Origin of the sequence: Acidocella facilis ATCC 35904, from assembly GCF_000687875.1 — a bacterium.
Classification (GTDB): domain Bacteria; phylum Pseudomonadota; class Alphaproteobacteria; order Acetobacterales; family Acetobacteraceae; genus Acidocella; species Acidocella facilis.
Genome location: NZ_JHYG01000001.1, coordinates 93,806 through 120,643 on the forward strand (window position 1 = coordinate 93,806; position 26,838 = coordinate 120,643).

Here is a 26,838-nt window from a genome sequence, read left to right on the forward strand (position 1 = left end):
CACCTGGGCCGTGCTGTTCCTGCTGCTGTTGATCCTGTGCATCTGGGGGCTGTATTGGCTGCTGGTGGCCCGGTTCTATGTCAGCACCGACGATGCCTATTTGAACGCCGACCAGGTGGCGATGGCGCCGCGCATCTCCGGCTATGTCGGCCAGGTGCTGGTGCATGACAATCAGCACGTGACCCAGGGGCAGCTGCTGGTGAAGATCGACCCGGCGAATTACCAGGCCAGCCTCGCCCAGCAACAGGCCAGTGCCCAGGCCCGGCAGATGGATGTGGCCATCGCCCAGGGGCAGCTCACCCAGCAACAGGCGGATCTGGCCCAGGCGCAGGCCAGGCTGGCCGGGGACGAGGCCAACCAGCATTACGCCGCCGGGCAGGTGGCGCGCTATCACAGCCTGGCGCAGAGTGGGGCGGAAGCGCCGCAGACCTACGCGCGGCTGGTCAGCCAGCGCGACCAGGCGGATGCGGCGGTGAAGGCGGATGCCGCCGGGGTGCGCGCCGCCCAGGCGCAGTTGGAGACTGCCCAGGAAAAGATCGGCCAGGCACAGGCGGAGGCGAAGGCCGCGCAGGCGGCCCTGGCCAGCGCCCAGCTCGATATCGACCATACCGAGATCCGCGCCGGCATTTCCGGCGTGGTGGGAGACAAGACGGTGCAGGTCGGCCAGTTCGTGCAGCCCGGCACCAGGCTGCTCACTTTGGTGCCGGTGCAGAATATCTATGTGACCGCGAATTTCCAGGAAACCCAGCTCGACCATATGCGCATCGGCCAGCATGCCACGGTGGCGGTGGATGCGCTGGATGGGCGCAAGCTGGATGCGGTGGTGCAGAGTTTTTCACCTGGCACCGGAGCGCAATTCGCGCTGCTGCCGCCGGAGAATGCAACCGGGAATTTCACCAAGATCGTCCAGCGTGTGCCGGTGCGGCTGCGTCTGCAGGCTGACGCGGCGACGCTCGCGCGGCTGGTGCCCGGGCTTTCGGTGACGGTGACGGTAGATACCCATGCCCAAGGCACCGCTCAGGGCGCCGGCTGATGGCGCCCGATCCGCACGCGAAAGCGAGCATGACCGACTGGCTGGCGGTGCTGGCCGGGGCGCTGGGCGCGCTATTGGCGACGCTGGATACCTCCATCGTCAATTCCGCCTTGCCGACCATCCAGGGTGAGATCGGCGCCACCGGGACCGAGGGCACCTGGATGTCCACCGGCTATCTGGTCTCCGAGATCGTCATCATCCCGCTCACCGCCTGGCTCACCCGGCTGCTCGGGCTGCGCACCTTGCTGCTCGGCACGGTGGTGATGTTCAGCCTATTCTCGGCCCTGTGCGGGCTCTCCTCGGGCCTGACCATGCTGATCCTGGGCCGGGTGGGGCAGGGGTTTTTCGGCGGGGCGCTGATTCCCACCGCGCAGACCATCGTGCGCACCCGGCTGCCGGAGAGCCAGCAGCCGTTGGGGATGAGCCTGTTCGGGCTGATCGTGATCATGGGGCCGCTGGTGGGGCCGGTCCTGGGCGGCTGGCTGACCGAGACGGTAAGCTGGCGCTGGTGCTTCTTCCTCAACATGCCGGTGACATTGGCGCTCGTCACCTTGCTGCTGCTCGGGCTGAAACATGAACCCGCCCGGCCGGAACTGCTGGCCCGCGCCGACTGGGCCGGGATTTTCGGGCTGACATTGTTCCTGAGCTCGCTCACCGTGGTGCTGGAAGAAGGCCAGCGCGACCGCTGGTTCGACTCCAACCTGATCTGCTGGCTGACCGCGACCACCATTCTCGGCTTCGTGACGCTGATGCTCTCCCAGCTCACCGTGGCGGACCCGGTGGTGAAATTGCGGCTGCTGCTCAACCGCTCTTATGCCAGCGTCATCATCATGGTGGTCGCGGTCGGTTCCGGCCTGTACGGGCTCACCTATCTGCTGCCGCAATTCCTCGCCAATATCGCCGGCTATAATGCCGAGCAATCGGGACGGGTGCTGGTGCTCTCCGGCATTCCGGCGTTCCTGCTGATGCCGATCCTGCCGCGGCTGCTGGGACGGGTGGATCTGCGGATCATGGTGACGATCGGGCTGCTTTGTTTCGGCGGGGCCTGCATGCTGAATATCGGCCTCACATCGCAGGAAAATGGCAGCGCCTTCGTCGCCTCGCAGCTGCTCACCGGTACCGGCATGCTGATGGCGATGATGCCGCTGAACCAGGCCTCGGTGGGGGCGGTGGGGCGCGAGTTTGCGGCCGATGCGGCCGGGCTCTACAGCATGGCGCGCAATCTCGGCGGCTCCTCCGGCATCGCCATACTCGGTATTTTCATCGACCGGCGCACGGAGTTTCACGCCGACACCATCCGCGCCAGCCTGGATGCGAATTCGCCTTTGGTGCAGAGCCGGGTGGCGGGGATGGCGGCGAGCTTCATGCAGAACGGCACCGATACCGCCTACGCGCGGATGCAGGCGTTGAGCCAGCTGGCGGCGCAGATTCATATTCAGGCTCTGGTGATGACCTATTCCGATTGCTTCTATCTCTCCGGCGCCATGCTGCTTGGCATTATTCCGCTGGTGGCCTTGCTGCGCCCGCCGCCGCGCCGGGCGCGACCCGCCCAGGGAGGGCACTGAGATGCGCAGAACCGCCAGCCTCTCTCTGGCCTGCCTGCTGCTCTCCGGCTGCATGCTGGGGCCGAATTATAAAGGCCCGCCAAAGATGCTGCCGCCCGGCCAGGGCTTCGCCCGCGCGGCGGATGCCGGCGCTGTCCCCGGCCCGCCTCTCGCGCAATGGTGGACCGAGCTGAACGATGCCGAGCTGAACAAGCTGGAAGCCCAGGCGCTGTCCGCCAGCCCGGATCTGGCGGCGGCGCGCGCGCGCCTGCGCGAATCCCGCGCCCAGCTGCATGCCGATCAGGCGCAGCTTTTGCCGACCACCGGGGCGAGCGCTGTGTATCTGCACAGCCATAGCGGCGATGGGCTGCTGAACGGGCTGGTCGGCAGCACCTCTGGCGGCGGCGCCCAGGATTTGAATTTCTATAGCACCGGCTTCGATGCGAGCTGGGAGCTGGATCTGTTCGGGGCGAAGCGACGCACCGCGGAAGGCGCGGCGGCACAGGCGCAGGCGCGCATCGCGGATCTGGCGGATACCCAGGTGAGCCTGACCGCCAATGTCGCCCGCGCCTATGTGGATCTGCGTGCCGACCAGCAGCGTGTGGCACTCGCCCAGGCCAGCCTGGGGCTGCACCAGCAGATGCTGGGGTTGGAACAGCAGCGCGCGGCCGCCGGCACGGTGTCCCAGGATGATCTGCTGCAGCTGGCCGAGCAGGTACAGCAGGATCAGGCCAATCTGGCGCCGCTGCGGGCGGAGATTTCCGTGCAGCTGGACCAGCTCGCCATCCTCACCGGCCAGCTGCCGGGGGCCTTGGATGCGGAACTGGCCCCCCCGGCGCCGGTGCCGATGCCACCGGCGCAAGTCGCGGTGGGCAACCCCGCCTTGCTGCTGCGCCAGCGCCCGGATATTCGCGCGGCGGAGCGCAACATTGCCGCGCGGAATGCCGCCATCGGCCAGCATCTGGCGGATTATTTTCCGAAAGTGACCCTGCTCGGCGATATCGGGTTTTCCTCAACCAATATCTCGCAGCTTTTCAACGGCAATGCGTTCTCCTCCCTCGCGGCGCCGGTGATCTCCTGGACGCCGTTTGATTTCGGCCGCACCGCCGCCGCCGTCTCGCAGGCCCGGGCGGGGCGCGATGAGGCGGTGGCGAATTATCAGAGCACGGTGTTGAAGGCCTTGCAGGATGCGGAGGATTCGCTGGCGCGTTACGGCGCGCAGCGGCAGAATTTGCAGGCGCTGGCGCAGGCTTACGGGCTGGCGCAACGCAGCGCGGGATTTGCCCGGCAGCGCGCCGCGCAGGGCACCATCTCGAATCTGCAATGGATGAGCGCGCAGCGTGATCTGGACAGCGCGCAGGATCGTTTCATCCAGGCCCAGGCGCGAACCACCGAGGATTACATCGCCTTGCAAAAGAGCCTGGGGCTGGGCTGGCAGGCGCCGGGCCAGGTGTAGGCAACAGCCGCCTGGCATTCCCGTTGTGAAACTGAAGAAAGCAGCGGATTTGGCAGTTGTCTGTAGTGCTGTGCAGCTTGCCTCTGCCGGACTTTCAAGACCAGCTCTCGGACCATGAAATTGGCTTGTTTTGACCCGAATTTTAGGATCGAAAACAGCGAATCGCTCGACCAAAAATGCAAAGACATCCCATTTGCGGCTGATGCGGCGCGGGGCCCGTGACGCGCCGTCAGCCGTCGTCGCTGCTCAGCTCGTGCGGGGGCGACGAAATTAATCCTCACCTTACCCTGAAACCATCCTGATATACTGAGACTTTAGGGATGTCAGGAACTCTGCGGACATGAAGCTCGTCGAGGCGCGTTCTTGCTGACTCCGCCACTCATTTGTCTGCTTCCCGGCTGATGCTGACAATCAGATCATCCATGGCTTGTCTTTTATAACGGGCTTTTTGCAAATTCGGTCTTGATTTCCTGCCTCTCGAAAATCCCGCCCGTTGCGGCTAATAATTTTTCAACTTCACCTGTCGGCGATCGCGCCAGATCAACCAGCCTACATGCGCCGCGCAGAGGAGCGCATATCCAACGGCCCCGTCCATCACCGCCTGGTTAAGCGTGCTTTCAGCGGGCATATCCTGCAGCAGCCAAGCCGGCAGAAAAAGTTGCACCACCGCGGCCGCACTGCCCAGCGCAAGCATGGTGAACATGAACGCCCCTTTGTGCAGTCGATTGGGTAATGTGCTGAACCACCAGAATGGCCGGGTGAACCAACTCTGCCAGGACCTCACCATGGCCAGAAGCCCCAGCGCGTCCAGATCCGTCGCATTGCGGGATAAGGCCCAGAGCGCCATGTCCCGTGCTGTCGCGATGTCGTTCAGCCGGAATGCGATCTGCCCCTTCAATAACATCAGTTCCGGCGTTTCGGGGGCGCAGCGCAAGGCGCGGTCGGCGAAGACTTGCGCCTGTTTAAAATGGCGCTGCGCCTTATGCAGCTGCGCATAACCCTCCCAGACCGATGCTGAATCCGGAGCCAGGCGTTGCGCCTGTGCCAGTGCCGCCTCGGCCGGTTTAAAGCGGCCAAGCGCGCGCAGGACGGTGCTTAGAACAATGTGGTTCTCCTCGGATTCCGGTGCGATGGCGACGGCCTCTTGCGCGGTGCCCAGAGCCTCACGCTTGCGCCGCAATTGCAGCAGCGTGAGCGCCCGCACACGCAAGCCATAGGCGCGCTCCGTCTCGTCGCAAGGCAATCCCAGCCCGGTCTCCAGCAAGGCCAGGGCCTGCTTGTAACGGCCGAAGCCATATTGCAGATTGCCCGCGTGCAGATAGGCTTCGGCCGCGCCAGGGGCGAGGTAAATGGCCCTCTCATAATGCTGCAAAGCCGCTGTCAGATTGCCCGCCCGCCAAGCGGCTTCGCCCTGCTTGAGCACGGTTTGCAACTGAGTATCCGTCACTTCTGATACCGCTCGAGAAAGGCCAGCAACTCTCCATATAATCCGGGCTCGGGCGCGTATTTCGCGTAATTGCGCGCGGTGGAGAGCCATTCCAATGTCGTCGGGCGGGTTTCCTCCAGGGCCGCGTCCATGTGCAGACGCGAAATCTGCGTGCTCTCGCGCCCCTGCATCTCCTGCTCGATGGCGAGATCGATCGCGGTTTCAACGAGGTTGGTAAGATCGGCGCCGGAATAGCCGCTGGTCAGCGTGGCATAGCGCGCAATATCCAGCCCCGGCACAATCGGACGGTTGAGCAGCAGCCGGCGCAATATGGTCAGCCGGGCCGCCTGGTCAGGCGGCGGAACGAAGATGACACGGTCGAACCGTCCTGGGCGACGAAAGGCGCTGTCCACCGCCCAGGGCACGTTGGTGGCGGCCAGCACCAGAATGCCGTCATTGCGGCTATCAAGCCCGTCAAACGTGCTCAGAAAGGTAGAGACCAGTGAGGTGTCCAAGCCGGATTTGCGCCGCGCCGCCAGGGCCTCAATCTCATCAAAAAACAGAATGGCGGGCTTGCGCTGCCGTGCCTCGGTGAATGCGGCGACGAGCTTTTTTTCCGCCTGGCCGCTATAGCAGTCCAGTATCTCCGCAATGCCGACCTCGATAAAACTTGTACGCGCCTCGCCGGCGGCGGCGCGGGCCAGCAGCGTCTTGCCGCAACCCGGCGGGCCGTAAAGGAGAATGCCGCCTCCGGCACGCCGGCCGAAGCGCTCGAACAATTTTGGCTTCTCACGCGGTGCGATGATGCGGCGATGGATCTGGCGCTTCACCTCCTCCAACCCGCCTACATCGGCGAAGCTCATCGGCGCGGCCTGCAACGCTGGCGGCACCGAAACCGGACGATGTTCGTTTAGCTGCACCAGCACAGGCTGCTGACTCCAACGTGCCGCTTCGCCAGGCTCGCCGAGCTCCAGGAGAAACGCTCTGATCTCCCGGCAAAGCGTTTCGTCGGTGATCGCGGCGGGATCAAGTGTCGAAATAAAAGCCGCGGCGTCGGCAAGCTTTCCCGTCTGGGTTGCCAGTGACAGCAAGGCCCGCAGCAAAATACCTGACTCAGGATGCTTCGTGCAGGAGGCCAGCAACGCGTTAAACTCGTGATCCAACGTACCAGACATATGCCAACGCAGCTCCATCTTGTGATCAGCCGACATTACCCATTTGAGCTGCCCATCCGCCCTTGATGGAGGACAGGATAGCCCGATCCTGGCTCTAGGAGAAGGCGGAATGGTGTGGTGATAACCTCCATTCCATTCGCAATCATTGCCCGACAGACATGGTTGAGCTATGCTTGTACGCTATATCCATGGGGTTAGCATGACGAAAGCCATTATTTTTCGCCACGCCCAGCCGCTTGCCGGTGCCCTTCTGCTGTTTTGCTCTTTGGCATCATCTGCCCGGCCTGCCGTCGCGGCGGATATCTCTCTTTCAGACCCTCCGGCATGGGATGTTAATTGGAGCCCGGATGGCAAAAATCTTGCCTATTGCGGGACCCAAAGCTGCCATGTCCTCAATGAAGCGACAGGCAAGACCATCACCAATCTGCCCGACGGGCTGGCAGGGCAGATCATCCATTTTTTTCCTGGTGCCGAAACACTCGTCACGGACGCACCGGGTAACATCCCCGGCCAGGTGCTGACCGTTTGGGAAGCAAAGAGTGGCAAGCTGCAGACCGCGCTGCCTTGGCCGCATGACCCGCATTTCCGGTTTGGTGAGCGCATTGCGGCGTTCTCAGCCAATGGCGCAAGGCTGGCTGTTACGCAGTTGCAGGCACCGGGCCAGCCCGCGCAGCTCTACATGCCACCGGCCTACAAACCTGGCCCGGCCTTTATGCCGCCCGGTAAGTTAGGGGCGCTGGCGCTGGCGCTTTCGCCGGATGGCAACACGCTGGCCATGGCGGTCGATAATGGCCGGATTATCCTCCAGCCGCTTGATTCCGCGACCAGTCCCGTTGTGTTGCATTACCAGTTACCGCCCGGCAGCGTTGCGGTTCTCACTCAGCTTGCCTTCAACCCAGACGGTAACGCCCTCGCCGCGTCCTTCAGCTCTGTGGGGGATGGCTCTTCCGGTTGGCCGCGCCCGCCTTTGTTGCTCTGGCATTTGGCGCAGCCTGGCCCGCCACAGCCGCTTTGTGGGGCGCAGCCCTCCGGTGCCTCTCGCCTCTCCTGGCGTCCTGACGGAGACAGCATTGCTATAGCCAACGGCGAAGGCGCGGTGGAAATCTGCCCGGCAGGTGGAGGTGCGCCGCGTATCATCCACGTACCGGATGGCTGGGCCATTCCGGCATTCAGCCCTGATGGGCAGCAGCTCGCTGTTGCCATAGATTCCGAAATATTGCTCTTCAAACCTGATACTTAAAAGGTTCCACATGCCGGGCGTGGATAATCAAACCTATATTCATGCATCCCGCTTGGCCTATATCGACAAAGCGGGGGATTACGTCAAAACTGTGCTACCCGGCTACAAGCTGGAATCCATGATAGGAACGGACAAGCCGGATGGCTTCCGGGCCCTTGTACTCAGCGGCGCAGGTGGGGTGATTGTTGCCTTCCGTGGGACGGTCCTCTATTTTCACAAACTCTCAGACCGTGCTTTGAGGCTTTTGAGCTGCCTATCCACCCTTGATTGAGGGCAGGATAGCCCCCTGGCCCTAAGAAAAGGCGGAATGGTGTGGTGGTAGCTTCCTCTGAGGTGGCTGGTTTAAGGAGTGCCTGCCCAAGGCGGTGATTGCGGGAGCTATATGTTCAGTTTTGCCGTAAGCGTGGCGGGTGCCTGAATTACCCCTTCGCAGGCAGCCGGATGTTGCGGGAGGCTGCGTTGTTGCGCGCCGGTGATGCCGGCATATGACGCATCTGTTTCAGGCGGCTGTGCGCCCTGAGTTTCGCAAAGAGAGGTGTGTCGTGCATAATGCCTATCGGTCTGTGTCTTTCAGCGGCGGCGAGATGTCCGTCCCGGATGATTGGCCGGGCGAATCATCCGGCGATGGCCTGCAATATTTTATAGGGTCACCGGATGATACGTTGATGATAACCCTCTCGGTTTATTATTTTACCACTGACGGCTCCGCCGAGGACGCCCAGCATGTTTTTGACCGGTTTCTCCAGATTCGCCGGGATTCGGAGTTCAGCGCCGCGCCGGACGCGGATATTACCATCGGCGTCGCAGATGTTCTGCAACATGAGGATGGAACCCTGTCCGCCACCTATGAGGGGCAAGAGGCAGATGAGCGTCGTTTTGCCGCGAAGCTGGCGATGAAGGGCGGTACGCTGGCGGTGGTCTATCTCGAAGCGGTCGGGGAGGATTTGGCGGCTGTCGAGGAAATCGCACCAGCGATATTCCAAAGCCTCGTCGTCAGAGCTGTTTGATCCCCGGCTTTAATAGCGCATTATTTACCGGCCGAACCCGGCCCGGGCCTGGCTAGCGTCCTTGGGGAGGCCGTAAAGATCACGCGGCATCCTCCATCTGCATCTTCGTCGGCTCTTTGCCCCGGCGCCGCGTGCGGCCGATCAGCGCGGCGGCCGATGGCTGTCCCTCCAAACACGATATCCGCCCAGATCTGCGCCAGCTCCCGGCGTTCCTCCAGATATTTCTCCCGGCCCTAAGCGCTGGCGACTTCATCGGACGGGGGCAGCATCAGCTCGATAACATAAGAATCCATACGGTTGCGCTTCTTCATGATGAAGGAAAAGCAGCTCCTGAGTCCATACGCGCTCTGGCCCCCTTCATAGCCGGCTCGTTTAATGAGGCTGTTGACGGCGTTGCCGCTGATGACGCTCACCCTCTGGAAAGACGGAAAGACCCACTCCGAATCCCCGCTCATTTCCCGTACCTGCAGCAGCAACGCCACCGCCTGCCGTGAAAGCGGCACCTTATGATCTGGTGGCACGTGGGGGGCTTCGCCCTTCATCCGATGCCCCGGGATGATTCAGACCGGCGCCTCTCCCGCCAGATCGTGGAACTCTTTCCAGACGGCGAACCGGATTTCGCTCTGGCGTGAGGCGGTCAGCAGCGTCATCCGGGTTTCACCCCTGCATAATGCGTTGGTGTGCAGAGCTTTTCCTGGCGCTTCAGCCCGCGCGTCGCAGCTTCGGCAAAGGTCGCCGGCCGCCGCCGGCTTGTCCTGTGCAGAATGGGCTCGCCGGCGCGTGCCTGCATGCGCAGCGGGTCCCGCGCATCTCGGGCCTGGCGCAAGGTCATGTAAGGGTAATCGCCGAGGGTTATCGTGGTTGGTCGTTTGCCGAGGCGTAGCTGATACTGCCAGACCCGACAGCCTGAGGTCCCGGCCCGCAAAAACAGCCTGTCACGGTCATACGATATATTGCTTTCGGGCCGGCTTGGGCGGCACCTAATTTCGCATTCGTTAAAGGCAACACCTGCGACCTTCTGAAAAGTCATGCTAGCGTTACGTGACATCACTTATGGCGACAAGCGGGCTGAACACTTATGGAACAACAAGAAAAGTTATCACCCTAAAAAACACAAAAACGTTTGATTTCATATGGTTCGCTGTCGGCGCAATAGTGCCGTGTGGGTTTTGGAAGATCTGGCGCCCCCGGCAGGACTCGAACCTGCATAAACGAACTTAGAAGGATCGGAGCTTATCCAATTAGCCAACGGGGGCGCGGCGCCAGGCTCATATCATGAGGCTGCGAAACTGCCAAAATCCGGGTCAACCTTACGATTCACTACAATTTTGCGTGACATAGCTATCAAAATGACCCGCAAATGAGCTAGCATCGAGATGGTTCAGCGCGCTGTTCAGTAATATCTTTGTGTGCCAGCCCTAGGGTGAATGAACTGATGATGTTGAGGGGCTTAGGTCAAAATATGGTCGTCAGGCTGGCGGTTTTTCTGCGCGATCGCCGAGCTGTTACGTCCGTGGAATATGGCGTGATCGCATTGATCATCATCTTGGCTATCGTCGGGGGGTTAACGCGGATCGGCACCGAAGTCGCAGTGCCGTTCAATCAGGTGGCCTCGGAACTCTGACAGGGAGAAAACGCTTATCCGTGTCTGCAGGCGGGCTGTCAATACTGAAGATGCTGCTTGTCTCATAAAAGCAGATTATCATAAAAATTTAAACAAATTCTGTCGCTGTGCGGCTTGGTGACCAAATCGTTAGGGTTGCCGCCGGTCAAGCGTGAGTTTTTTTGACAAAAAAGTCACGCTCACGGATTTTTGTTTAGTTCGTGCGCAAACTTCGTTTGACAGAAATGGCTGATTTTTATGTATTGAACACCAGCCTCGACAGGTTGATGACAAGGTGGGCAGATGGCGTGGCAGTTCCGCGTGAGACGCTTTCTCTGTTATCAGGTTTCGGTCTCGAATTAATTTTTTGAAAGGGTCTTCTTTCATGCTCGCTAACTATATCCGCGCCGCCATGACCACCAAGCTGGCGCAGCTCAATGTCGACAAGCGTGCCGTCACCGCCATTGAGTACGGCCTGATTGCTGCGCTGATCGCGGTTGTGATCATCGCCGCCGTGTCCAGCCTCGGCACTCGCATCTCCAACACCTTCAACGCAGTGGCGTCCGAGCTCTAAGCTCCGCTCCGCGACATCTGCGCTGCGGCCGATCGGGTTCCCGGTCGGCCGTTTTTTGTGGTGTGACACACAGCTTAAAAGCCCTTGTAATTTTTCAATTTTGCACGGTAAAATCGGAGTCTGTGCGGTGTAGGTTGTGTTGAAAATGTCACGCCGAGACCGTACTTCGATGGATTTTCGTTAACCTGATCGCTTTTTTTAAGCAGACTCGGATAAAGGCCTATTTATGGGGCGTTAAAGGGCGGAGCGGATGACGATCCTGGGGCGTATATTGATGAGGCGGACATGATCACCGCCCTTTTCGGCTTGGGGCTGGCTCTGCTTGTCTATGCTGCGGTGCACGACGTCGCTGTGCGAACGGTGCCCAATTCCGTTTCAGCTTTGGTTCTTCTCACCGGTTTCGGGCTGCGGCTGCTTGAGCATGATCTGCTCCCCGCCTTGCTGGCCGCTTTGCTGGTGTTTATCGCCCTGTTCGGCATCTGGGCTCTGGGTTTGATGGGCGGCGGCGATGTGAAGCTCTGGGCCGCGACCACGCTGCTGGTGCCCCCGGGCTGGCTCCCGCAATTGATGTTTCTGGCCGATGTCATGCTGCTCGGCGGCATTCTCGGGCTGCTTTACCTTTTCTTATCCTTCGTCGTGGGAAAACCGGCCGCTTCACGGGCCGGCTCGCGCCTGGCGCGTGCCTTGCGCACGGAGCGGTGGCGAATCCGTCGCCGGGGCCCGCTTCCCTATGCCTGCGCCATTGCCGGTGGCGCTTTCGTGGCAATCCTGCCACGCTTTTTTGAAACATAAGGTGGCCAATGGTCTTTCGCCTCGGCATATTCGCTGTCCTGATCGCCGCGCTGGCCGCTGTCCTCATTTTTGGATATTCGATCCTCAATCAGGGCCATAAAGCCCCGGTGGCCGCCGCTCCGCCGCCGACCGAACAAATTCTGGTGGCGGGGGTGCCGCTCTCCGGCGGCGCGCTGATCCAGCCCGGCAACATTACCAGCAGCTCGATGCTGATCAGCGCCGTGCCGCCCGACGCGCTGATCGACACCCCCAGCAATCGCAGCTCCCTGACCGGCGCGATGGTGAAATCGCCGATTGCCCAGGGCGCGGTCATTCTAAACAGCGGGGTCATCCATCCTGGCGATCACGGCTTCCTGGCCGCGGTGCTCGCACCCGGTATGCGGGCGGTGACGGTGGCGGTCGATAACGTCACCGGCGCGGACGGGCTGATCTGGCCGGGCGATAAGGTGGATATATTGCTGACCCAGAGCATTGCCGGCGCGCCGGATGGCAAAAGCATCGCCGCCGAGACGGTACTGAGCGATGTCCGGGTGATCGCCACGGGTCAGGAACTGATCAAGAATGCCAGCAATGGCAGCGGCGGCCCGAACAACCAGCCAGCCTCGACGGTGACGCTCGAGGTCACACCCGAGCAGGCGGCGCGCTGCCTGGTCGCGGTCAATCTCGGCAAATTGTCCCTGATCGTGCATTCCGCCGCGAGCTCGACCACGGCGTCGGTGCCGCAGCAGACGCCCGGCCCGGTCTGGGCCGGTCAGGTTTCGCCGGCCCTTTCCGCCGCGCAGCCGGCGCAGCAGACCGTCACCACCGTCAATGTGATTTCTTCAGGCACTACAGGGGAGTTCAAGTTCTGATGCGCGGTTTGTTCACGGCGTCAGTGCTGGCGCTTTCTACCCTTGCGCCGGCCGCCCTGGCGCAAACCGCAACCGGCAGCGGCGCCGCGGCGCAACAGGCGCAGGTTGTGCCGCCCGCTTATTATGGCGGCATTACGCTGGCGAAAGGGCAGGGCAAGCTGATCAAACTGCCGCGTCCGGTCGCCAATCTGTTCGTCGCCGATGACAGCATCGCTTCGGTGCGCCCGGCCAGCCCCGGCGCGATGTTCGTGTTTGGCAAGGCGGCGGGCGAGACCGATGTCGTCGCCACAGACGCCGCCGGCAATCGAATCGCGCAATATTCGGTCACCGTGAACCAGTCCGGCTATGCGGGCCAGCGCATCGAAACCCAGTCCCAGGCGGTGGCGCCGGGCAGCGGCGTCACTGCCGAGTCTGAGCAGGGCGGCATGGTCGTGCGCGGCACGGTGCAGAGCCCCGAGGATGCCGACAAGGTGATGAGCCAGGCCAAGCTGATCTCGCCGAGCGGCAAGGTCACCAATGACCTCACCGTGGCGCAGCCGATCCAGGTGGAGCTGAAAGTGCGCATCGCCCAGATGTCGCGGCAAGTGACGCGCGAGCTTGGCATCAATTGGAGCAATGTCGGCTCCTCGGCGATTTCCATCGGCAAATTCGCGCTGACCGGCAGCACCGCCTCGGCCGCCAGCTCGCTCGCCTCGACCACGGCTGGTGGTATCGGCGTCACCTTCCCCGGCGGCACGTTCGAAGGTGTCATCGACGCCCTGGCCACCGATAATCTCGCCCATATTCTGGCCGAGCCGACCTTGACCACGCTCTCCGGCACCCAGGCGAATTTCCAGGTGGGCGGGCAGTTCCCGATTCCGGTGTCCTCCGGCGGCACCGGCGGCAGCTCGACGGTGACGGTCAGCTTCAAGAATTACGGCGTGCTGCTCTCCTTCATCCCGACGGTATTTTCCGATGGGCGGATCGCCCTGCAGGTATCACCGCAGATCAGCACCATCGACAGCTCTAACGCCTCCACCATCAGCACCGGTGGCAGCTCGCAAGTCTTCTCGGTGCCCTCGCTGACGGTGACCGCCGCGTCCTCCACAGTCGTGCTCGGTTCGGGCCAGGGCATGGCGATCGCGGGTTTGCTCGAAGATACCACCAATCAGGTCAGCAATGGTCTGCCCGGCCTCTCCGAGATTCCGATCCTGGGCGCCTTGTTCCGCGGCAATGCCTTCCAGCGCGAGCAGCAGGAGCTGGTGATCACGGTGACACCTTATATCGTCAATCCGGTCAACCATCCCAACAGCATCGCCTCGCCGGACGATGGCTGGTCGCCGCCGAACGATCTGCAGCGCATTCTTTTGCTGCGCAATAATGGCACCGATCAGGCCAGCACCAGCATCCCCGGCAATGCCGGCTTCATGGTGCAATGATGGAGCGCCCCGCCATGACCAAACCCGTGTCGCTGTTTTGTCTGATGGCGCTGCTGGCGCTCGCCGGCTGTCAGGGGGCGTTCAACCCGTTCGACCGCCCCGGTAATTGGTCCCTGACCGGCGCCTCGAATGAGGCGACGGCGCAGCAGGTGGCGAACAAGGCCGATCTGGTCAGCGGCCATGGCGAGCCGGGTAGCAGCGGCATCCTCGCCGTCGGCGGCGTCCAGCGTGCGACCACGAATGGCACCGGCACCGGCATTCAGACGCCGGTGCAGGCAACCTCGCCGGCCACGACCATCAATAGCGGCAGCTAGGATACGGGGATGCACAGGACGGAAGGGGCAATGATATGAGCACCCAGGGCGCGTTTGGCGGACTTGCCGATTCCGGCAGGATGACCAGCCGCACGGACAGGCTGACCGTGCTTGCCTTTATCAACGATACCGTCAGTGAACAGATTCTGCGCGACACGCTGATCACCTCGGCTGGCGGCGGCATGGATGTGCGCCGCGGCACGGTGCGCACCGCCATCGCGGCCATGTCCAAACTGCCGACGCCGGAAGTGCTGATCGTCGACATCGCCGGTGAGGAGCAGCCGCTGCAGGCGCTGGGCGAATTGTCCGACGTGGTGGAGCCGGGCGTGCGCGTGCTGGTGGTCGGCGATATTCAGGAGGTGGATTTCTACCGCCACATTACCCGCGGCATGGGGGTGATGGAATATCTGTTCAAGCCGATCACCCGCGAGGCCGTGGCCCGGCATTTCGCGCCGCTGATCACCCGCAAATCCATCGGCGACGACGCCACACGCGGCGGGCGCGTGGTGGCGGTGATGGGCGCGCGGGGCGGGGTAGGGGCGACCACCATTGCCGGCAATCTCGCCTGGCTGCTGGGCGTGGTGGAAAAGCGCCATACCGTGTTCCTGGAATCCGATATCCATATGGGCTCCGGCGCGTTGCTGCTGGGCGCCAAGACCGGCCCTGGCCTGCGTATGGCGCTGGAAACGCCGGACCGGATCGATCCGCTGTTCGTCGAGCGCGCCGCCCAGCCGGTGGCGGAGCGCCTGCATGTGCTGGCCTCCGAAGAAAAGCTGGCGGAGCCGATGAATTATACCCCCGGCGCCGCCCGCCGGCTGATCGAGGCGCTGCGCATCCGCTATAATTTCATCTTCATGGATGTGCCTTTCCTGCCGATGGCCTGTAATCGCGAGCTGATCGAATTCGCGCATCACCGGGTCATCGTCATGGACCCGTCTCTGGCCTCGGTGCGCGATACGATCCGGCTGCTGGCGCTGCCCAACGGTCCCTGGCAGCCGCAGAGCCCGACCGTGGTGCTGAACCGGCTCGGCCGGCCGGGCGGGCTGTCCCGCAAGCAGATCGAGGAGGCGCTGGAGCTGAAAATCCACATCACCATTCCGGACATGCCCAAGCAGCTGAATGAAAGTGCCAGCTTCGGCGAGCCGGCGGTGACCAACAAGGGCCCGTTCCGCCAGGCGGTTCTGGATCTGGCGCGCGAAATCGGCTTCGTGGGGAATCGCGACGAGATCGAGGGCAGCTTGGCCTTGCCCGGCCGCGGTGGCGGCGGCTTGTTCAAAATGCTCGGCTTCAGCAAGGGATAACCGGCAATGTCTGACAGCATGCCGGTATTTGGCCGCCGCCGCAGGGAAGAGCTGGAAGCCGCGGCCGCCATGCCGGCCCTGGCCGCCGCCGCGCCCGCCGCGCCGACTCCAGAGGCCAGCCGGTTTCCGGCCGATACCAGCACATCAGTGCGGGCCGAAATCGCCGAGCTGCGCAATATGTGCCTGGCGCGCATGGACGCCACCGCCGTCGCCGCCTTGCCGCCGGAACGGCTGCTGATCGAAGTCGAACGGCTGATCTCCGATCTCGCCACCGATAAGCGCGTGCAGCTGAATGCCCGCGAGCAGCGCGCCTTGGCGACCGAGCTGGTGGACGACATGCTCGGGCTGGGGCCCTTGGAGCCCTTGCTTCTGGATGAGAGTATCAACGACATCATGGTCAACGGCCCGGACCATGTGTTTGTCGAGCGCTCGGGAAAATTGCTGCAGGTGCCGGTGCGGTTTCGCGACTGGGCGCATCTGACCAATATTTGCCAGCGCATCGCCGCCTCGGTTGGGCGGCGCGTGGATGAAGCCAGCCCGATGTGCGATGCGCGCCTGAAGGATGGCTCGCGCGTGAATATCGTGCTGCCGCCGCTGGCGATCGACGGGCCGTCGATCTCGATCCGTAAATTCTCCAAGAAGCCGATCGATTTCAAGAAGCTGATCGAATTCGGCGCGATGACGCCGCCGATCGCCCGGGTGCTGGAAATCGCCGCGCGCTGCCGGCTCAACATCATCGTCTCTGGCGGTACCGGCTCGGGCAAGACGACGATGATGAACGCGCTCTCGCGCTTCATCGACGCCACAGAGCGTATCGTCACCATTGAGGATGCGGCGGAGCTGCAGCTGCAGCAGCCGCATGTGGTGCGGCTGGAAACCCGCCCCGCCAGCCTTGAAGGCAAGGGCGAGGTCACGGCGCGCGATCTGGTGCGTAACGCGCTGCGTATGCGCCCGGACCGCGTCATCATCGGCGAAACCCGTGGCGCCGAAGCCTTCGACATGTTGCAGGCGATGAACACCGGCCATGATGGCTCGATGTCCACCATCCACGCCAACAACACCCGCGACGCGCTCTCGCGTATCGAAAACATGGTGCAGATGTCCTCGATGGGCCTCACCCCGCGCGCCATCCGCCAGCAGGTCTGCGCCGCGGTCAATCTGATCATCCAGGTCGAGCGCCAGCGCGATGGCGGTCGTCGCGTCACCCAGGTCACCGAGATCGCCGGGATCGAGGGCGAGACCCAGCTGCTCAACGATATCTTCAAGCTGGAAATCACCGGCGAGACGCCGAATGGCCGGTTGATCGGGCGCTACGAGGTCAGCCGCATCCGCTCCTCCTTCCAGGAACGGCTGCAATATTACGGGCTGGACCGGGCCTGGATGGCGGCGCTGGAGGAAACCTGATGCTGCATCAGCTGCTGATCCTACTTGTGCTGGTCATCATCCTCGCGGTCGCGACGGTGGCGGTCACGCTCAATCTGGTGGGGGCGCATGAGCGCGAGGAGCGGCTGAAACGCCGGCTCACGGCGGCCACCACCTCCACCTCCGCCCCGATCACCACGGTCGATGAAGAATTGCGCCTGGTGCGTCAGGTTTCGCGGGCGGATCAGATCAAGGAAAAAGCCGCCGAGCTGATCGGCGTCGATCTGCAGCAGGCGGAAACCTACCCGATCAAATGGTGGCTGGTTCCGCCGATCGCCGCGGTCATCACCCTGGTGATCATCTGGCTCGCCTCGCACCCGCTGGGCAAATATCCCAGCATCTGGCTGCTGGTGAAATATGTCGGCACGCCGGTGTTCTGGTATCTGATCGACCGTTTCATCTTCAACTGGCTGAAGAATCGCCGCAACGCCAAGCTGATCGAGCAATTTCCCGACGCGCTGAACATCATCGTGCGCTGCGTGCGTGTCGGTATCCCCATCGGTGAGGCGCTGCGCACGGTGGCGCAGGATTCGATGGAGCCGACCAAGCGCGAATTCACCATTTTGGCCGACAAGGTGAGCATCGGCATTCCGCTGGATGTTTCGTTGCGTGAGCTCTCCGAGCGGGTGAAGCTGACCGAGTATCAGTTCTTCGCCACCGCCATCACGCTGCAGGCCCGTTCCGGTGGCGGCATCACCCAGACTCTGGAGACGCTGGCGGATGTGATCCGCAAGCGCGTGGCGCTGAAATCGCGCGGCTACGCGCTGACCGCCGAAGCCCGCATGGGCTCCATGGTGCTCACCGTGCTGCCCTTCCTGGCCGGTGCCGGGCTGTTCTGGCTGCAGCCCAATTATATCCGCATTCTCTTCACCACCGATGGCGGCGAGGCCATTCTTGGCGCGGCGATCCTGCTGCTGGCCGCCGGCATGGGCGTCATTCAATTCATGATCAGCAATGTTCTCAAATAGCTCCATTCCCCCCGTGGTCCTGCTGGCCGGCATGGTGCTCGCTTTGCTGGTGCTGGCGGCTGGCGTTTTCTATCTGAACCATACGATGACCCGTTCGCAGAAGCTCGGCAAACGGATCGATCTCGCCATCCATGGCCGCAATGCGGCTCTGCTGGAGGAGGCCAAGCCGGAAGGCTCGGCGCTGGTGCGTCTGGTCTCGGCCTTTGGCATGTCCGTCGCCCGGTCCGGCCTGTTGTCGCGCAAAACCCTCGCGGAGATGACCGCGACGCTGGAAGGGGCGGGGTTTCGCGGCGGCCGCGGCATTGGCCTGTTCGTCGGCGCCAAGGTGCTGGGTCTGTTTCTGCTGCCGGTGCTGCTCTATTTCGCCTTCCATAATATTTTCGTCTCCACCATCGGGCTGGTGCTGAAGATTGGCGGCGGCGCGGTGGTCGGCATGTTGCTGCCGGATATGATGGCGAAGAATATCCGCACCCGGCATCTCGAACAGGTTGAACGCGGCGTGCCGGATGCACTCGATATGCTGGTGATCTGCGCCGATGCCGGCCTGGCGCTGGAGGCTGGCATTGGCCGTGTGGCCCAGGAGATTTCGCAGCTCAACCCGGATCTGGCGCAGGAGCTGACCCAGACCTCGCGCGAATTGCAGATCGGCGCGGATATGCGCAGCGTGATGTTTTCGCTGGGCCAGCGCACCGGGCTGGAAGTGCTCAAGCGGCTTGCCACCACGCTGAGCCAGTCGCTGCAATATGGCACGCCGCTGACGGCGGCGCTGCGCACCCTCTCCGCCGAATTGCGCGCCGAGGCGCTGATCCGCTTCGAGGATCGGGCCGGCAAGCTGCCGACCTTGATGACGCTGCCGATGATCGTCTTCATCCTGCCCTGCGTCTTCCTCATCGTTGGCGGGCCGGCGGTGATCCAGGTCATGGCCGTGCTGGCCCATCACTGAACATGAACCCTTGCACCGAAGAAGAGACATGATGATCCCCTGCGCCTTCGCTCGATCAGGCTATCCCCTGCGCCGCCTGCTGCGTGGTTCCGCCGCGGCGACGATGGTTCTCGGTCTTGCCGCGTGCAGCCAGCCAGAATCGCAGACGGCCGCGAACGCGCCCACCGGGTCCGTCGGGCCGAACACGCTGAATGTCGCGGATGCGGCCATCGCCGGCGGTGATCCGAACATGGCGCTGTCGATCTCGCAATCGATCCTCAAGGACGATCCGGACAATGTCGACGCGCTGGTGCATGAGGGCGATGCCTATTACGCGCTGGATCGCTGTTTGCCGGCGCAGGCGGCCTATTCCGTCGCGTTGAAATATGACGCCAAATCCAGCCCGGCGGAAACCGGCCTCGGGCGCTGTTTGCTGAAGAGCGATCCGGCGGCGGCCGAGCAGGCTTTCATCGCGGCGGTGAATGACGACCCGGGCAATGCCGCGGCCTGGAGCGATCTGGGGATCGCGCGCGACCTGCAAGGCAATTTCGCCGGCGCGGTCGAGCCTTATCAGAAATCGCTGCTGGCCAATCCCGGCAGCATGGCAACCGAGGTCAATCTCGGCCTCTCCCTGGCGCTCTCCGGGCATGGGCCGCAAGCCCTGGCCTATCTCGGCCCGCTGGCCAGCGGCCAGAGCGCCACGCCGAAAATCCGCGAGGATTACGCGGCGGCGCTGATCGCGTCGGGGCGGGATGAGGAGGCGCGGCAGGTGCTCGCGATCGATCTGCCCCCCGAACAGGTGCAGCAGGCGATGGATGGTTTCTCGGCGCTGATCGCCAGCTCGATCCAGACACCGCCGCCGCCACCGCCGCCGGCACCGACCCAGCCGGTGGTGACGACAACCCAGGTGACCACACAAACCACTAGCGTTGCGCCGACGCCACTTGTGCCGCCGGTGCCGGTGGCGCCCGTGCCGGCTCCGGCTCCGGCTCCGGCTCCGGCTCCGGCTCCGGTGCCAAAGCCAGCGGCGGCCATTCCGACCAGCGGCGACCCCAACGCCGCCTATTCCGGCCCATCGCCGATCCCAGGCGCGATATCCTCCTCGACACCCGGCCCGGTGGCGACGCCGCCGATGCCAGCCGCAACCCCGGGCCCCACACCGGTGGCGATGCGCTACACACCGCCCGCCGTGCCCCCGGCGCCGGTGCATACCAGCCCCGGCGGCCCGGCGGCGGTGCAGCTCGGCGCGCTGCCGAGCCAGGAGGCAGCGCAGCATCAATGGAACAAGGTGCGCGCCGCGGCACCGTCTTTGTTTGCCGGAAAATCGCCCGACATCGTCGAGGCGAATGTGAAAGGCGTTACCTATTACCGCCTGCGCGTCACCGGCTTTTCCAGCCAGCTCGATGCGGCGCGGTTCTGCGGCGAGGTCTCCTCCGCCGGCTATGCCTGCACGGTGGCGAATTTTTGAAAATGAATAGGTTATAAAAGTTTTTTGGTGCCGCTTTTTTACAAAAAAGCGGCACCAAAACAAAAGGCCGGACGTCCCCTCAAGGGGCGATCCGGCCTTTTGTCACGTAGGGGCGTTTTTGAAAAAACGCCCCTACAACCCCCAAAAACTTCCGCGCCTTCAGGCCAAAGCCTTTTACTGGCTATTGCCCGTGGTCCCCATGCCGGTGGTGGATTTGCTGCCGGTCATGTTGCTGGCGCCGGAGCCATTGGTGCCGCTCTTCATCGCGTTGGAGGACGAGCTGCCGCCGGCCGTTCCCATCGACATGCTGGAGCCGCCGGAGCCCATGCCCGCGGTGGAATGGCTGCCGGCCATGTTGTTGGAGCCGGTGCCGGCGGTGCCGGCCTTCATGCCGCTGCCATTGCCGCCGGAGGGGGCCATGCCGGCCCCGGTGGTGCCCATGCCGGCGGTGGAGTGGCTGCCGATGGTGTTGGTCGAGCCGCTGCTGCCGGTGGCGGAGCTCTGTGCCAGGGCCGGGGTGACGGCGCCGATGGCCAGAAGACACGTCGCGGTGGTGAAAAAGCGTTTCATTGCAAACTCCCGTTTTTAGTTGGCCGGGTCGTCCCGGCTCACAACCCGATGTGGGGGCGCGGCCGGGATGTTTGCATGAACATGAGCTGAACGATGAGACGGATTACCCCTCAGGCGGCAACCGCCCGGATGCGCGCCAACGCCTCGGCCTTGCCGAGCGCGATCAGCGTCGCGTCGATCCCCGGGCTCATCGTGCTGCCGGTCAGCGCGGCGCGCAGCGGCTGCGCCACCTGGCCGAGCTTGCGGCCCTCCGCTTCGGCAAAAGCGCGCAACGCCGCGTCGATCGCCTCGGCGGTGAAATCCGTGCCCTCCAGCAGGCCGGCCAGACGCGCCAGCATCTCGCGGGCCTCCAGGCTCAGCAGCGCCTCGGCCTTCGGTTCGAAGGGCAGGGGGATTTCGCGGGCCAGGAAGGCGGAAGAGTTGCTCAGCTCCTCCAGCGTCTTGGCGCGCTCCTTCAAGCCCGGCATCAGCGCCAGAATACGCTGCATGGCGGCGGTGCCGACGGTGATGTCGGCCTTGGCCAGGCGCTCCACCACATCGTCACGCAGCCGCGCATCCTCGGCCTGGCGCAGCCACATGCCGTTGAGATGGGTGAGCTTGGCATAATCCATGCGGCTGGCCGCCCGGCCGACACCCTCCAGGGTGAACAGCGCGATCTGCTCGTCGCGGCCAAGGAACTCGGCATCGCCATGGCCCCAGCCCAGGCGCAGCAGATAGTTGCACAACGCTTCCGGCAGGAAACCCTGCTCGCGGAATTCCAGAATGCTCACCGCGCCATGGCGCTTGGAAAGCTTCGCCCCGTCCGCGCCATGGATCAGCGGAATATGCGCGAAGGCGGGTGTCTCCCAGCCCATCGCGTCATAAATCTGGATCTGCCGGAAGGTGTTGGTGAGATGGTCATCGCCGCGAATCACATGGGTGATCGCCATGTCATGGTCATCCACCACCACCGCGTGCAGATAGGTCGGCGTGCCGTCCGAGCGCAGGATGATCATGTCATCCATCTCGGCATTCTTCACCCGCACCTCGCCCTGCACCAGATCATTCAGCACCACCTCGCCCTCACGCGGGGCCTTCAGGCGGATGGCGGGCTTCACTCCCGCCGGCGCCTCGGACGGGTCACGGTCGCGCCAACGGCCATCGTAACGCGGCGGGCGCTTCTCGGCCATCGCGGTTTCGCGCATCTGCGCCAGCTCTTCCGGGGTGCAATAGCAGCGATAAGCCTTGCCCTGCGCCAGCAGCGCCATCGCCACCTCGACATGCCTTGCCTCGCGGCTGCTCTGGAACACCGGCGCCTCGTCGGCTTTCAGATCGAGCCAGTCCAGCCCGTCCAGGATCACCTGCACCGCCTCCTGGGTGGAGCGGGCCTTGTCCGTATCCTCGATGCGCAACACGAACTCGCCGCCATGATGTTTGGCGAAGAGATAGTTGAAGAGGGCGGTGCGGGCGCCGCCAATATGCAGCAGGCCGGTGGGAGAGGGCGCGAAGCGGGTACGGACTTTCATGGGCTGGCTGTTACTCTTTTGCGCCGATTTGTGCCAGCCGGGCGAAAAGGTTAATCATCCGGAACAATCGGAGGTGGTATTGGCCCGGGACTGGTTCGCGCGCTGGGTGGAGGCGGAGCGGGGGCATTTCATCCTGCTGCTGCCGGTCGCCATGGGGGCCGCCATCCTGGTCTATTTCGCGCTGCCTTCGGAGCCGCCGCTCTGGGTGGCGGCGGCCCTTCCGGTGGGCGCGCTGCTGGCGCTGGGGGCGAGCTGGCGGTTTCCTTATGCGCGGTTTCTGGCCTGGCTGCTGCTGGCGGGGGCCATCGGCTTCGCCCGGGCCGAATATCGCAGCGCTACGATGCCGCCGATGCCGCCCATCCCGTCCGGCGTGGTCAGCGTCAGCGGCTTCGTCGCGCGGGTGGAGATGCTGCCCAACACCGCCCGCGTGGTGCTGCGCGCCCCGCGGATCGATCACGGCCCGACGCTGCGCCGTCTGGTCCGGCTGAAGCTGCGCCCCGGCGATGCGCCGCCCGCCCCGGGGGCGCTGGTGAAAGCCTACGCGCTGCTGTTCGGCCCGGACCCGCCGGCCTATCCGGGCGGCTGGCAGCAGGGGCGGGATGAATATTTCGCCAATCTCGCCGCTGTCGGGGTGGCGCTGACACCGCTGAAGCAGCTGCGCCCGGCCCCGCCCAGCCAGTGGCGCGATGCGCTGCAGGCGCTGCGGCTGGAGATCGCCACGCAGATTCTGCGCGCGCTGCCGCTTTCCACCGGCGCCATCGCGGTCACACTCCTGACCGGCGATGAGCAGATCATCCCGCCGGGTGAGCGGCAGGGCTTCATCCTCTCCGGCCTCGCCCATATTCTCGCGGTGGCGGGGCTGCATGTCGGCATCGTCATGGGCATCGTGTTTGTGCTGGCGCGATGGGGGCTCTCGCGCAGCGCCTGGATGGCACTGCACTGGCCGGGCAAACCCATTGCCGCCGTGCTGGCGCTGGCGGGCGGGGCGGGGTACGCGCTGCTCACCGGGGCGCATCTGCCGATCCTGCGCAGCCTGGCGATGGCCAGCCTGGTGACGCTCGGCGTGCTGCTGGGGCGGCGCGCGGTCTCGCTGCGCGGGCTGGCCCTGGCGGCGATGATCCTGCTGCTGGCCACCCCGGAGGCGATTCTCTCCGCCAGCTTTCAGATGAGCTTCTCCGCCGTGGCGGCGCTGATCGCCGGCTATGAAGCGGTGCATCCGATCTGGCGGCGCTTCCATGCCGGGCGCAGCATGCTGGGGGCGGGGCTGATGCATGTGGCCGAGCTCGCCTTCACCAGCCTGCTCGCCGGCGGCGCCTCGATGCCGTTTTCCGCCTATCAGTTCCAGCAGATCGAACCTTACTGGATCCCGGCCAATCTGGTCGCGGTGCCGCTCACCGCGCTCTGGATCATGCCCTGGGGCTTGGCCGGGCTGGCGCTGCTGAAGCTGCATCTGGCCTGGCTCGCCTTCAAGCCGATGGGCTGGGGCATCGCCATCATCGTCTGGATGACCGCCCATATCGCCACCTGGCCGGATGCGCTGCTGAAGGTGGCGCCGATGCCGGGTGCCGCCATCCTGCTGATCGCGGCGGGGCTGGCCTGGCTGTGCCTCTGGCGCTCGGCCGCGCGGCTGGCGGGGGCGGGGTTGATCGCGGCCGGGCTGGTGGCAGCGCTGCTGGCCCGCCCGCCGGATGTGCTGGTCTCCGCCGATGCCAGGCTGATCGGCATCCGCCAGGGCGGGCAGGTGCTGCTGGTGGAAATGCCCAAGGCCAGCAGCTTCACGCTTGAACAATGGCGCGCGGTCTGGGGCTGGGCGAGCCTGGTGCCATCCGCCTGCAGTGCTGCCACCTGCCGAATCGGCGCGGTGCTCTATGCCGCTACCCCGGTGACGGACTGCCAGGGGGCGCGGTTGCTGGTCTCGCCAGTGTCGCAACCGGGCTGCGCTGGCGCGGTGATCCTGGATGCCCGCCGCGCCGCGCGGGATGGCGCGCTGGCCGCCTGGGTGAGCCCGGCGCGGATCCGCCTGGTCACGGACCGCGCCTTTGAGGGAGTGCGCCCCTGGGTGCCGAATCTGTCGCAACCATAGATTGTTTTCGCCGGCTGTTTTCGTTAATCTATCGTTATGAGTGTCGCACTCCCGCCTCTGGCTGTCGCCGCCCCGCCCTCGCTGGCCGACCAGTTGCAGGGGCTGGGGCGGCGATGGCGGATTTTGCTGCTCTCCACCCTGCTGGCCCCGGCGCTGGCCGGCTTGTTGCTGGCGCTCAGCCCCTCGCATTATGAAGCCACCGGCATTCTGCTCTATGATCCCGAAGCGGCGCGCCTGCCCGGCGCCAATGCCGCCGGCCCCGCGACAGAGCTGAACCAGGATGCGGTGATGGCGAGCCAGAGCGCCATCGTGCTCGCTTTGCCGGCGGCGGCGGCGATCGCGACGCGGCTGCATCTGGACCAGCTGCCGGAATTCAACCCGGCTTTGCGCAAGCGCATCTTCCCGCTCTCGCTGTTGCCTGCCCCCGCCGCGCCGGATGCGGCGACGCTGGCGCAAACCGTGCAGACCCATCTCGCCGTTTCGGTGCAGCCAGGGGCGCGGGTGATCGCGGTGCGTTTCTCCGCCCGCAGCCCGGACCTCGCCGCCGCCGGGGCCAATCTCGCGATGCAGCTTTATCTGGACCAGGGGCGCGATGTCGCCTTCCAGGCCCTCAATGACGCGCAAAGCTGGCTGGAGGCGCATTCCGCTCAGGTGCAGCAGCAGCTGGACGAGACCGAGACGCAGCTGGCGAAAGCCAGGGCCGGGGCAGGGGTGGTGGCGGCAACGCAAGGCAGCACCTTGACCGGCGAGACGGCGAGCCGGCTCGCCGCCTCGCTGGTGGAAGCGCAGGCGGCCCTGGCGATGGCCCGCGCCCGGCTCGATGCCGCCACCGAGGCCGGCGGCGATGCCGCTGCCGCCAACGCCGCCGTGGCCCCCAACCTGCTGCCGCTGCGCACCCAGCAGGCGCAGCTTGCCTCCCAGGTGAAGTCGCTCGCCAGCGAATACGGTCCCGCCTATCCGGCGCTGGTGACGGCGCGCGCGCAATTATCCGCCGTCACCGCGCAGATCGACGCGGAGGCGGGGCGCGAGATGCAGGCGGCCCGCGCCGATGTCGCCGCCGACGAGGCCCAGGTGCGGACGCTGCAGGCGGCCCTGGCCCATATCCGCATCGCCAGCCAGACCGAGGATGAGGAGAGTGCCCCGGTCCGGGCTCTGGAGCAGCGCGCCGAGGCCGGGCGGGACATGTTGCGGGCGATGACCCTGCAGGCCGGGCAGCTGGCGCAAGATGCCTCGCTGACCCGGCCGGAGGCGCGCATCCTGTCCATGGCGGCGGTGCCGGCGCGGCCGGAGTCCAAGCATTATGCCATGGTGCTCAGCGCCGCGACGGTGCTGGGGCTGTGCCTGGGGGTGCTGCTGGCGGGCTTGCGCGATACGCTGGACCGCTCGCTGCGCTCCGGCAATGAAGTGCGCGCGGCGCTGGGGGTGAGCTGCCACGGGCTGCTGCCGGTCGCCGCCAGGCCGGAGGAGCGCGCCATCACCGCGCCGCTCTCGCTCTATTGCGAGCAATTGCGCGGCATCCGCACCGGGCTGGGGCTGGGCGAGCCCGGGCGGCAGATTCTGGCGGTGACGGCGGCGCGCCCGGCGGAAGGCAAGACCACGCTCTGCGTCTCGCTGGCGCGGATGCTGGCCGCCTCCGGGCTGCGGGTGCTGGCCATTGACGGCGATGTGCGCTGCCCCGGCTTCGGGCGGGTGTTCGGCCTGGAGGAGCGCCCCGGCCTGGCGGAGCTGCTCCGCGGCACGGCGCAACTGCCCGACGCGCTGGGCCGCGACAAGCTGACCAGCCTGAGCCTGCTCTGCGCCGGCGGCGAGCGGGCCAGCGCGCTGGATCTGTTTCTCTCCCCAGCCTTGCCGGCCTTGCTGGCCGCCTTGCGGGAGCATTACGATATCATCCTGCTCGACGTGCCCCCGGCCTTTGCCCTGGCGGAGGCGCGGGTGCTCTGCCGGATGGCGGATCTGACCCTGCTATGCATCCGCTGGGGCAGCACCCCGCGCCGGCTGGCGCGCGAGGCGCTGAATCTGCTGCGCGAGGCCGGCGCCGATGTGGCCGGCACCGCGCTCACCCGCGTCAACCCCGCCGCCCATGCCCGCTCTTTCTATGCCGACGCCGAATTCTACGCCCCGCGCTATGGCGGGTATGTGACGAAATAGCCGGGCGACGTACTGCTC

25 protein-coding genes and 1 tRNA gene are annotated in these 26,838 nt (G+C 64.6%); 19 read left to right on the forward strand and 7 right to left on the reverse strand.

The features are described from left to right. The first annotated feature begins 10 nt into the window (after positions 1 to 10). From T331_RS0100455 to T331_RS0100465, 3 genes are read left to right on the forward strand one after another with little or no spacing between them, the layout of a single operon-like run. Positions 11 to 1,033, forward strand: coding sequence for an HlyD family secretion protein (locus T331_RS0100455; RefSeq protein ID WP_244876865.1), 1,023 nt, complete (start codon positions 11 to 13; stop codon positions 1,031 to 1,033). After that, positions 1,033 to 2,598 carry a DHA2 family efflux MFS transporter permease subunit gene (locus T331_RS0100460; protein WP_026438622.1) on the forward strand — a complete coding sequence of 522 codons (1,566 nt, stop codon included), beginning with the start codon at positions 1,033 to 1,035 and terminating at the stop codon, positions 2,596 to 2,598. The genes T331_RS0100455 and T331_RS0100460 overlap by 1 nt, the downstream gene beginning before the upstream one ends. Before the next feature lies 1 nt (position 2,599). Next, entirely contained in the window at positions 2,600 to 4,033 is a 1,434-nt protein-coding gene (locus T331_RS0100465) for an efflux transporter outer membrane subunit (protein ID WP_026438623.1), read from the forward strand. A 499-nt stretch (positions 4,034 to 4,532) separates the two neighbouring features. Here T331_RS0100465 and T331_RS0100470 read toward each other — a convergent pair whose 3' ends face one another. Both T331_RS0100470 and T331_RS16830 read right to left on the reverse strand, forming a co-directional pair. Further along, positions 4,533 to 5,570 (reverse strand): tetratricopeptide repeat protein, encoded by a 1,038-nt coding sequence (locus tag T331_RS0100470; protein WP_081822070.1) that lies wholly within the window; start codon positions 5,568 to 5,570, stop codon positions 4,533 to 4,535. Then, positions 5,477 to 6,634 (reverse strand): ATP-binding protein, encoded by a 1,158-nt coding sequence (locus T331_RS16830; protein ID WP_162173862.1) that lies wholly within the window; start codon positions 6,632 to 6,634, stop codon positions 5,477 to 5,479. Before T331_RS16830 ends, T331_RS0100470 begins: the two co-directional genes overlap by 94 nt. Positions 6,635 to 6,833: 199 nt before the next feature. Between T331_RS16830 and T331_RS0100480 the strand changes: the two genes are divergently transcribed. The 3 genes from T331_RS0100480 to T331_RS0100490 all read left to right on the forward strand — a co-directional run bounded on the left by T331_RS0100480 (position 6,834) and on the right by T331_RS0100490 (position 8,881). Continuing rightward, entirely contained in the window at positions 6,834 to 7,874 is a 1,041-nt protein-coding gene (locus T331_RS0100480; protein WP_162173863.1) for a WD40 repeat domain-containing protein, read from the forward strand. 10 nt (positions 7,875 to 7,884) lie between these two features. Continuing rightward, positions 7,885 to 8,145, forward strand: coding sequence for a hypothetical protein (locus T331_RS0100485; protein ID WP_026438626.1), 261 nt, complete (start codon positions 7,885 to 7,887; stop codon positions 8,143 to 8,145). A gap of 214 nt (positions 8,146 to 8,359) precedes the next feature. Further along, positions 8,360 to 8,881, forward strand: a complete 522-nt coding sequence (locus T331_RS0100490) for a hypothetical protein (RefSeq protein ID WP_155992540.1) — start codon at positions 8,360 to 8,362, stop codon at positions 8,879 to 8,881. A gap of 233 nt (positions 8,882 to 9,114) precedes the next feature. Here T331_RS0100490 and T331_RS0100500 read toward each other — a convergent pair whose 3' ends face one another. From T331_RS0100500 to T331_RS0100510, 3 genes are all read right to left on the reverse strand, one after another. Next, entirely contained in the window at positions 9,115 to 9,423 is a 309-nt protein-coding gene (locus T331_RS0100500) for a site-specific integrase (protein ID WP_155992542.1), read from the reverse strand. 104 nt (positions 9,424 to 9,527) lie between these two features. Next, positions 9,528 to 9,929, reverse strand: coding sequence for an Arm DNA-binding domain-containing protein (locus tag T331_RS20590; RefSeq protein WP_081822072.1), 402 nt, complete (start codon positions 9,927 to 9,929; stop codon positions 9,528 to 9,530). A 131-nt stretch (positions 9,930 to 10,060) separates the two neighbouring features. Next, positions 10,061 to 10,137: transfer RNA gene (locus tag T331_RS0100510), tRNA-Arg, on the reverse strand. Between the two features lie 167 nt (positions 10,138 to 10,304). Here T331_RS0100510 and T331_RS0100515 point away from each other — a divergent pair. From T331_RS0100515 to T331_RS18930, 11 genes are all read left to right on the forward strand, one after another. Next, positions 10,305 to 10,505, forward strand: coding sequence for a Flp family type IVb pilin (locus T331_RS0100515; RefSeq protein WP_211248653.1), 201 nt, complete (start codon positions 10,305 to 10,307; stop codon positions 10,503 to 10,505). 364 nt (positions 10,506 to 10,869) lie between these two features. Continuing rightward, positions 10,870 to 11,058: a Flp family type IVb pilin gene (locus T331_RS0100520; protein WP_081822073.1), complete on the forward strand. Its 189-nt coding sequence runs from the start codon at positions 10,870 to 10,872 to the stop codon at positions 11,056 to 11,058. A gap of 285 nt (positions 11,059 to 11,343) precedes the next feature. After that, a complete protein-coding gene (locus T331_RS0100525) occupies positions 11,344 to 11,850 on the forward strand; it encodes a prepilin peptidase (protein WP_035178684.1) in 507 nt (168 codons plus the stop codon). Between the two features lie 8 nt (positions 11,851 to 11,858). After that, positions 11,859 to 12,701, forward strand: a complete 843-nt coding sequence (cpaB, locus tag T331_RS16835) for a Flp pilus assembly protein CpaB (RefSeq protein WP_051621948.1) — start codon at positions 11,859 to 11,861, stop codon at positions 12,699 to 12,701. Then, a complete protein-coding gene (locus tag T331_RS16840; protein ID WP_051621950.1) occupies positions 12,701 to 14,119 on the forward strand; it encodes a type II and III secretion system protein family protein in 1,419 nt (472 codons plus the stop codon). The genes cpaB and T331_RS16840 overlap by 1 nt, the downstream gene beginning before the upstream one ends. A gap of 14 nt (positions 14,120 to 14,133) precedes the next feature. Further along, positions 14,134 to 14,433 (forward strand): hypothetical protein, encoded by a 300-nt coding sequence (locus T331_RS0100540; RefSeq protein ID WP_155992544.1) that lies wholly within the window; start codon positions 14,134 to 14,136, stop codon positions 14,431 to 14,433. A 35-nt stretch (positions 14,434 to 14,468) separates the two neighbouring features. Then, entirely contained in the window at positions 14,469 to 15,734 is a 1,266-nt protein-coding gene (locus T331_RS16845; protein WP_155992546.1) for an AAA family ATPase, read from the forward strand. A gap of 6 nt (positions 15,735 to 15,740) precedes the next feature. After that, the gene (locus tag T331_RS0100550; protein WP_026438633.1) at positions 15,741 to 17,138 is read left to right on the forward strand and encodes a CpaF family protein; all 1,398 of its coding nucleotides are present in this window, start codon (positions 15,741 to 15,743) and stop codon (positions 17,136 to 17,138) included. Next, a complete protein-coding gene (locus tag T331_RS0100555) occupies positions 17,138 to 18,124 on the forward strand; it encodes a type II secretion system F family protein (RefSeq protein WP_008492862.1) in 987 nt (328 codons plus the stop codon). The genes T331_RS0100550 and T331_RS0100555 overlap by 1 nt, the downstream gene beginning before the upstream one ends. Before the next feature lie 13 nt (positions 18,125 to 18,137). Next, positions 18,138 to 19,067: a type II secretion system F family protein gene (locus tag T331_RS0100560; RefSeq protein ID WP_162173865.1), complete on the forward strand. Its 930-nt coding sequence runs from the start codon at positions 18,138 to 18,140 to the stop codon at positions 19,065 to 19,067. 28 nt (positions 19,068 to 19,095) lie between these two features. After that, on the forward strand, positions 19,096 to 20,514 hold the full coding sequence (locus T331_RS18930; RefSeq protein WP_051621955.1) for an SPOR domain-containing protein: 1,419 nt from the start codon (positions 19,096 to 19,098) through the stop codon (positions 20,512 to 20,514). Between the two features lie 174 nt (positions 20,515 to 20,688). Here the strand turns inward: T331_RS18930 and T331_RS0100570 are convergent, their stop codons facing one another. Continuing rightward, positions 20,689 to 21,084, reverse strand: a complete 396-nt coding sequence (locus T331_RS0100570) for a hypothetical protein (protein ID WP_008492865.1) — start codon at positions 21,082 to 21,084, stop codon at positions 20,689 to 20,691. Positions 21,085 to 21,194: 110 nt separating this feature from the next. Further along, the gene (gene gltX / locus T331_RS0100575; protein WP_026438635.1) at positions 21,195 to 22,589 is read right to left on the reverse strand and encodes a glutamate--tRNA ligase; all 1,395 of its coding nucleotides are present in this window, start codon (positions 22,587 to 22,589) and stop codon (positions 21,195 to 21,197) included. Between the two features lie 73 nt (positions 22,590 to 22,662). Between gltX and T331_RS0100580 the strand changes: the two genes are divergently transcribed. Then, positions 22,663 to 24,672 carry a ComEC/Rec2 family competence protein gene (locus tag T331_RS0100580; protein WP_211248654.1) on the forward strand — a complete coding sequence of 670 codons (2,010 nt, stop codon included), beginning with the start codon at positions 22,663 to 22,665 and terminating at the stop codon, positions 24,670 to 24,672. A gap of 36 nt (positions 24,673 to 24,708) precedes the next feature. Then, on the forward strand, positions 24,709 to 26,820 hold the full coding sequence (locus T331_RS0100585) for an AAA family ATPase (RefSeq protein ID WP_026438637.1): 2,112 nt from the start codon (positions 24,709 to 24,711) through the stop codon (positions 26,818 to 26,820). Positions 26,821 to 26,838: the final 18 nt, after the last annotated feature.

Bases quoted from the DNA above. Each gene is read 5' to 3' on its own strand.
- T331_RS0100460 (WP_026438622.1), top strand. From the start codon at position 1,033: ATGGCGCCCGATCCGCACGCGAAAGCGAGCATGACCGACTGGCTGGCG.
- T331_RS0100465 (WP_026438623.1), top strand. From the start codon at position 2,600: ATGCGCAGAACCGCCAGCCTCTCTCTGGCCTGCCTGCTGCTCTCCGGC.
- T331_RS0100470 (WP_081822070.1), bottom strand. From the start codon at position 5,570: ATGGCTCTCCACCGCGCGCAATTACGCGAAATACGCGCCCGAGCCCGG.
- T331_RS16830 (WP_162173862.1), bottom strand. From the start codon at position 6,634: ATGTCTGGTACGTTGGATCACGAGTTTAACGCGTTGCTGGCCTCCTGC.
- T331_RS0100480 (WP_162173863.1), top strand. From the start codon at position 6,834: ATGACGAAAGCCATTATTTTTCGCCACGCCCAGCCGCTTGCCGGTGCC.
- T331_RS0100485 (WP_026438626.1), top strand. From the start codon at position 7,885: ATGCCGGGCGTGGATAATCAAACCTATATTCATGCATCCCGCTTGGCC.
- T331_RS0100490 (WP_155992540.1), top strand. From the start codon at position 8,360: ATGACGCATCTGTTTCAGGCGGCTGTGCGCCCTGAGTTTCGCAAAGAG.
- T331_RS0100500 (WP_155992542.1), bottom strand. From the start codon at position 9,423: ATGAAGGGCGAAGCCCCCCACGTGCCACCAGATCATAAGGTGCCGCTT.
- T331_RS20590 (WP_081822072.1), bottom strand. From the start codon at position 9,929: ATGTCACGTAACGCTAGCATGACTTTTCAGAAGGTCGCAGGTGTTGCC.
- T331_RS0100520 (WP_081822073.1), top strand. From the start codon at position 10,870: ATGCTCGCTAACTATATCCGCGCCGCCATGACCACCAAGCTGGCGCAG.
- T331_RS0100525 (WP_035178684.1), top strand. From the start codon at position 11,344: ATGATCACCGCCCTTTTCGGCTTGGGGCTGGCTCTGCTTGTCTATGCT.
- cpaB (WP_051621948.1), top strand. From the start codon at position 11,859: ATGGTCTTTCGCCTCGGCATATTCGCTGTCCTGATCGCCGCGCTGGCC.
- T331_RS16840 (WP_051621950.1), top strand. From the start codon at position 12,701: ATGCGCGGTTTGTTCACGGCGTCAGTGCTGGCGCTTTCTACCCTTGCG.
- T331_RS0100540 (WP_155992544.1), top strand. From the start codon at position 14,134: ATGACCAAACCCGTGTCGCTGTTTTGTCTGATGGCGCTGCTGGCGCTC.
- T331_RS16845 (WP_155992546.1), top strand. From the start codon at position 14,469: ATGAGCACCCAGGGCGCGTTTGGCGGACTTGCCGATTCCGGCAGGATG.
- T331_RS0100550 (WP_026438633.1), top strand. From the start codon at position 15,741: ATGTCTGACAGCATGCCGGTATTTGGCCGCCGCCGCAGGGAAGAGCTG.
- T331_RS0100555 (WP_008492862.1), top strand. From the start codon at position 17,138: ATGCTGCATCAGCTGCTGATCCTACTTGTGCTGGTCATCATCCTCGCG.
- T331_RS18930 (WP_051621955.1), top strand. From the start codon at position 19,096: ATGATGATCCCCTGCGCCTTCGCTCGATCAGGCTATCCCCTGCGCCGC.
- T331_RS0100570 (WP_008492865.1), bottom strand. From the start codon at position 21,084: ATGAAACGCTTTTTCACCACCGCGACGTGTCTTCTGGCCATCGGCGCC.
- gltX (WP_026438635.1), bottom strand. From the start codon at position 22,589: ATGAAAGTCCGTACCCGCTTCGCGCCCTCTCCCACCGGCCTGCTGCAT.
- T331_RS0100585 (WP_026438637.1), top strand. From the start codon at position 24,709: ATGAGTGTCGCACTCCCGCCTCTGGCTGTCGCCGCCCCGCCCTCGCTG.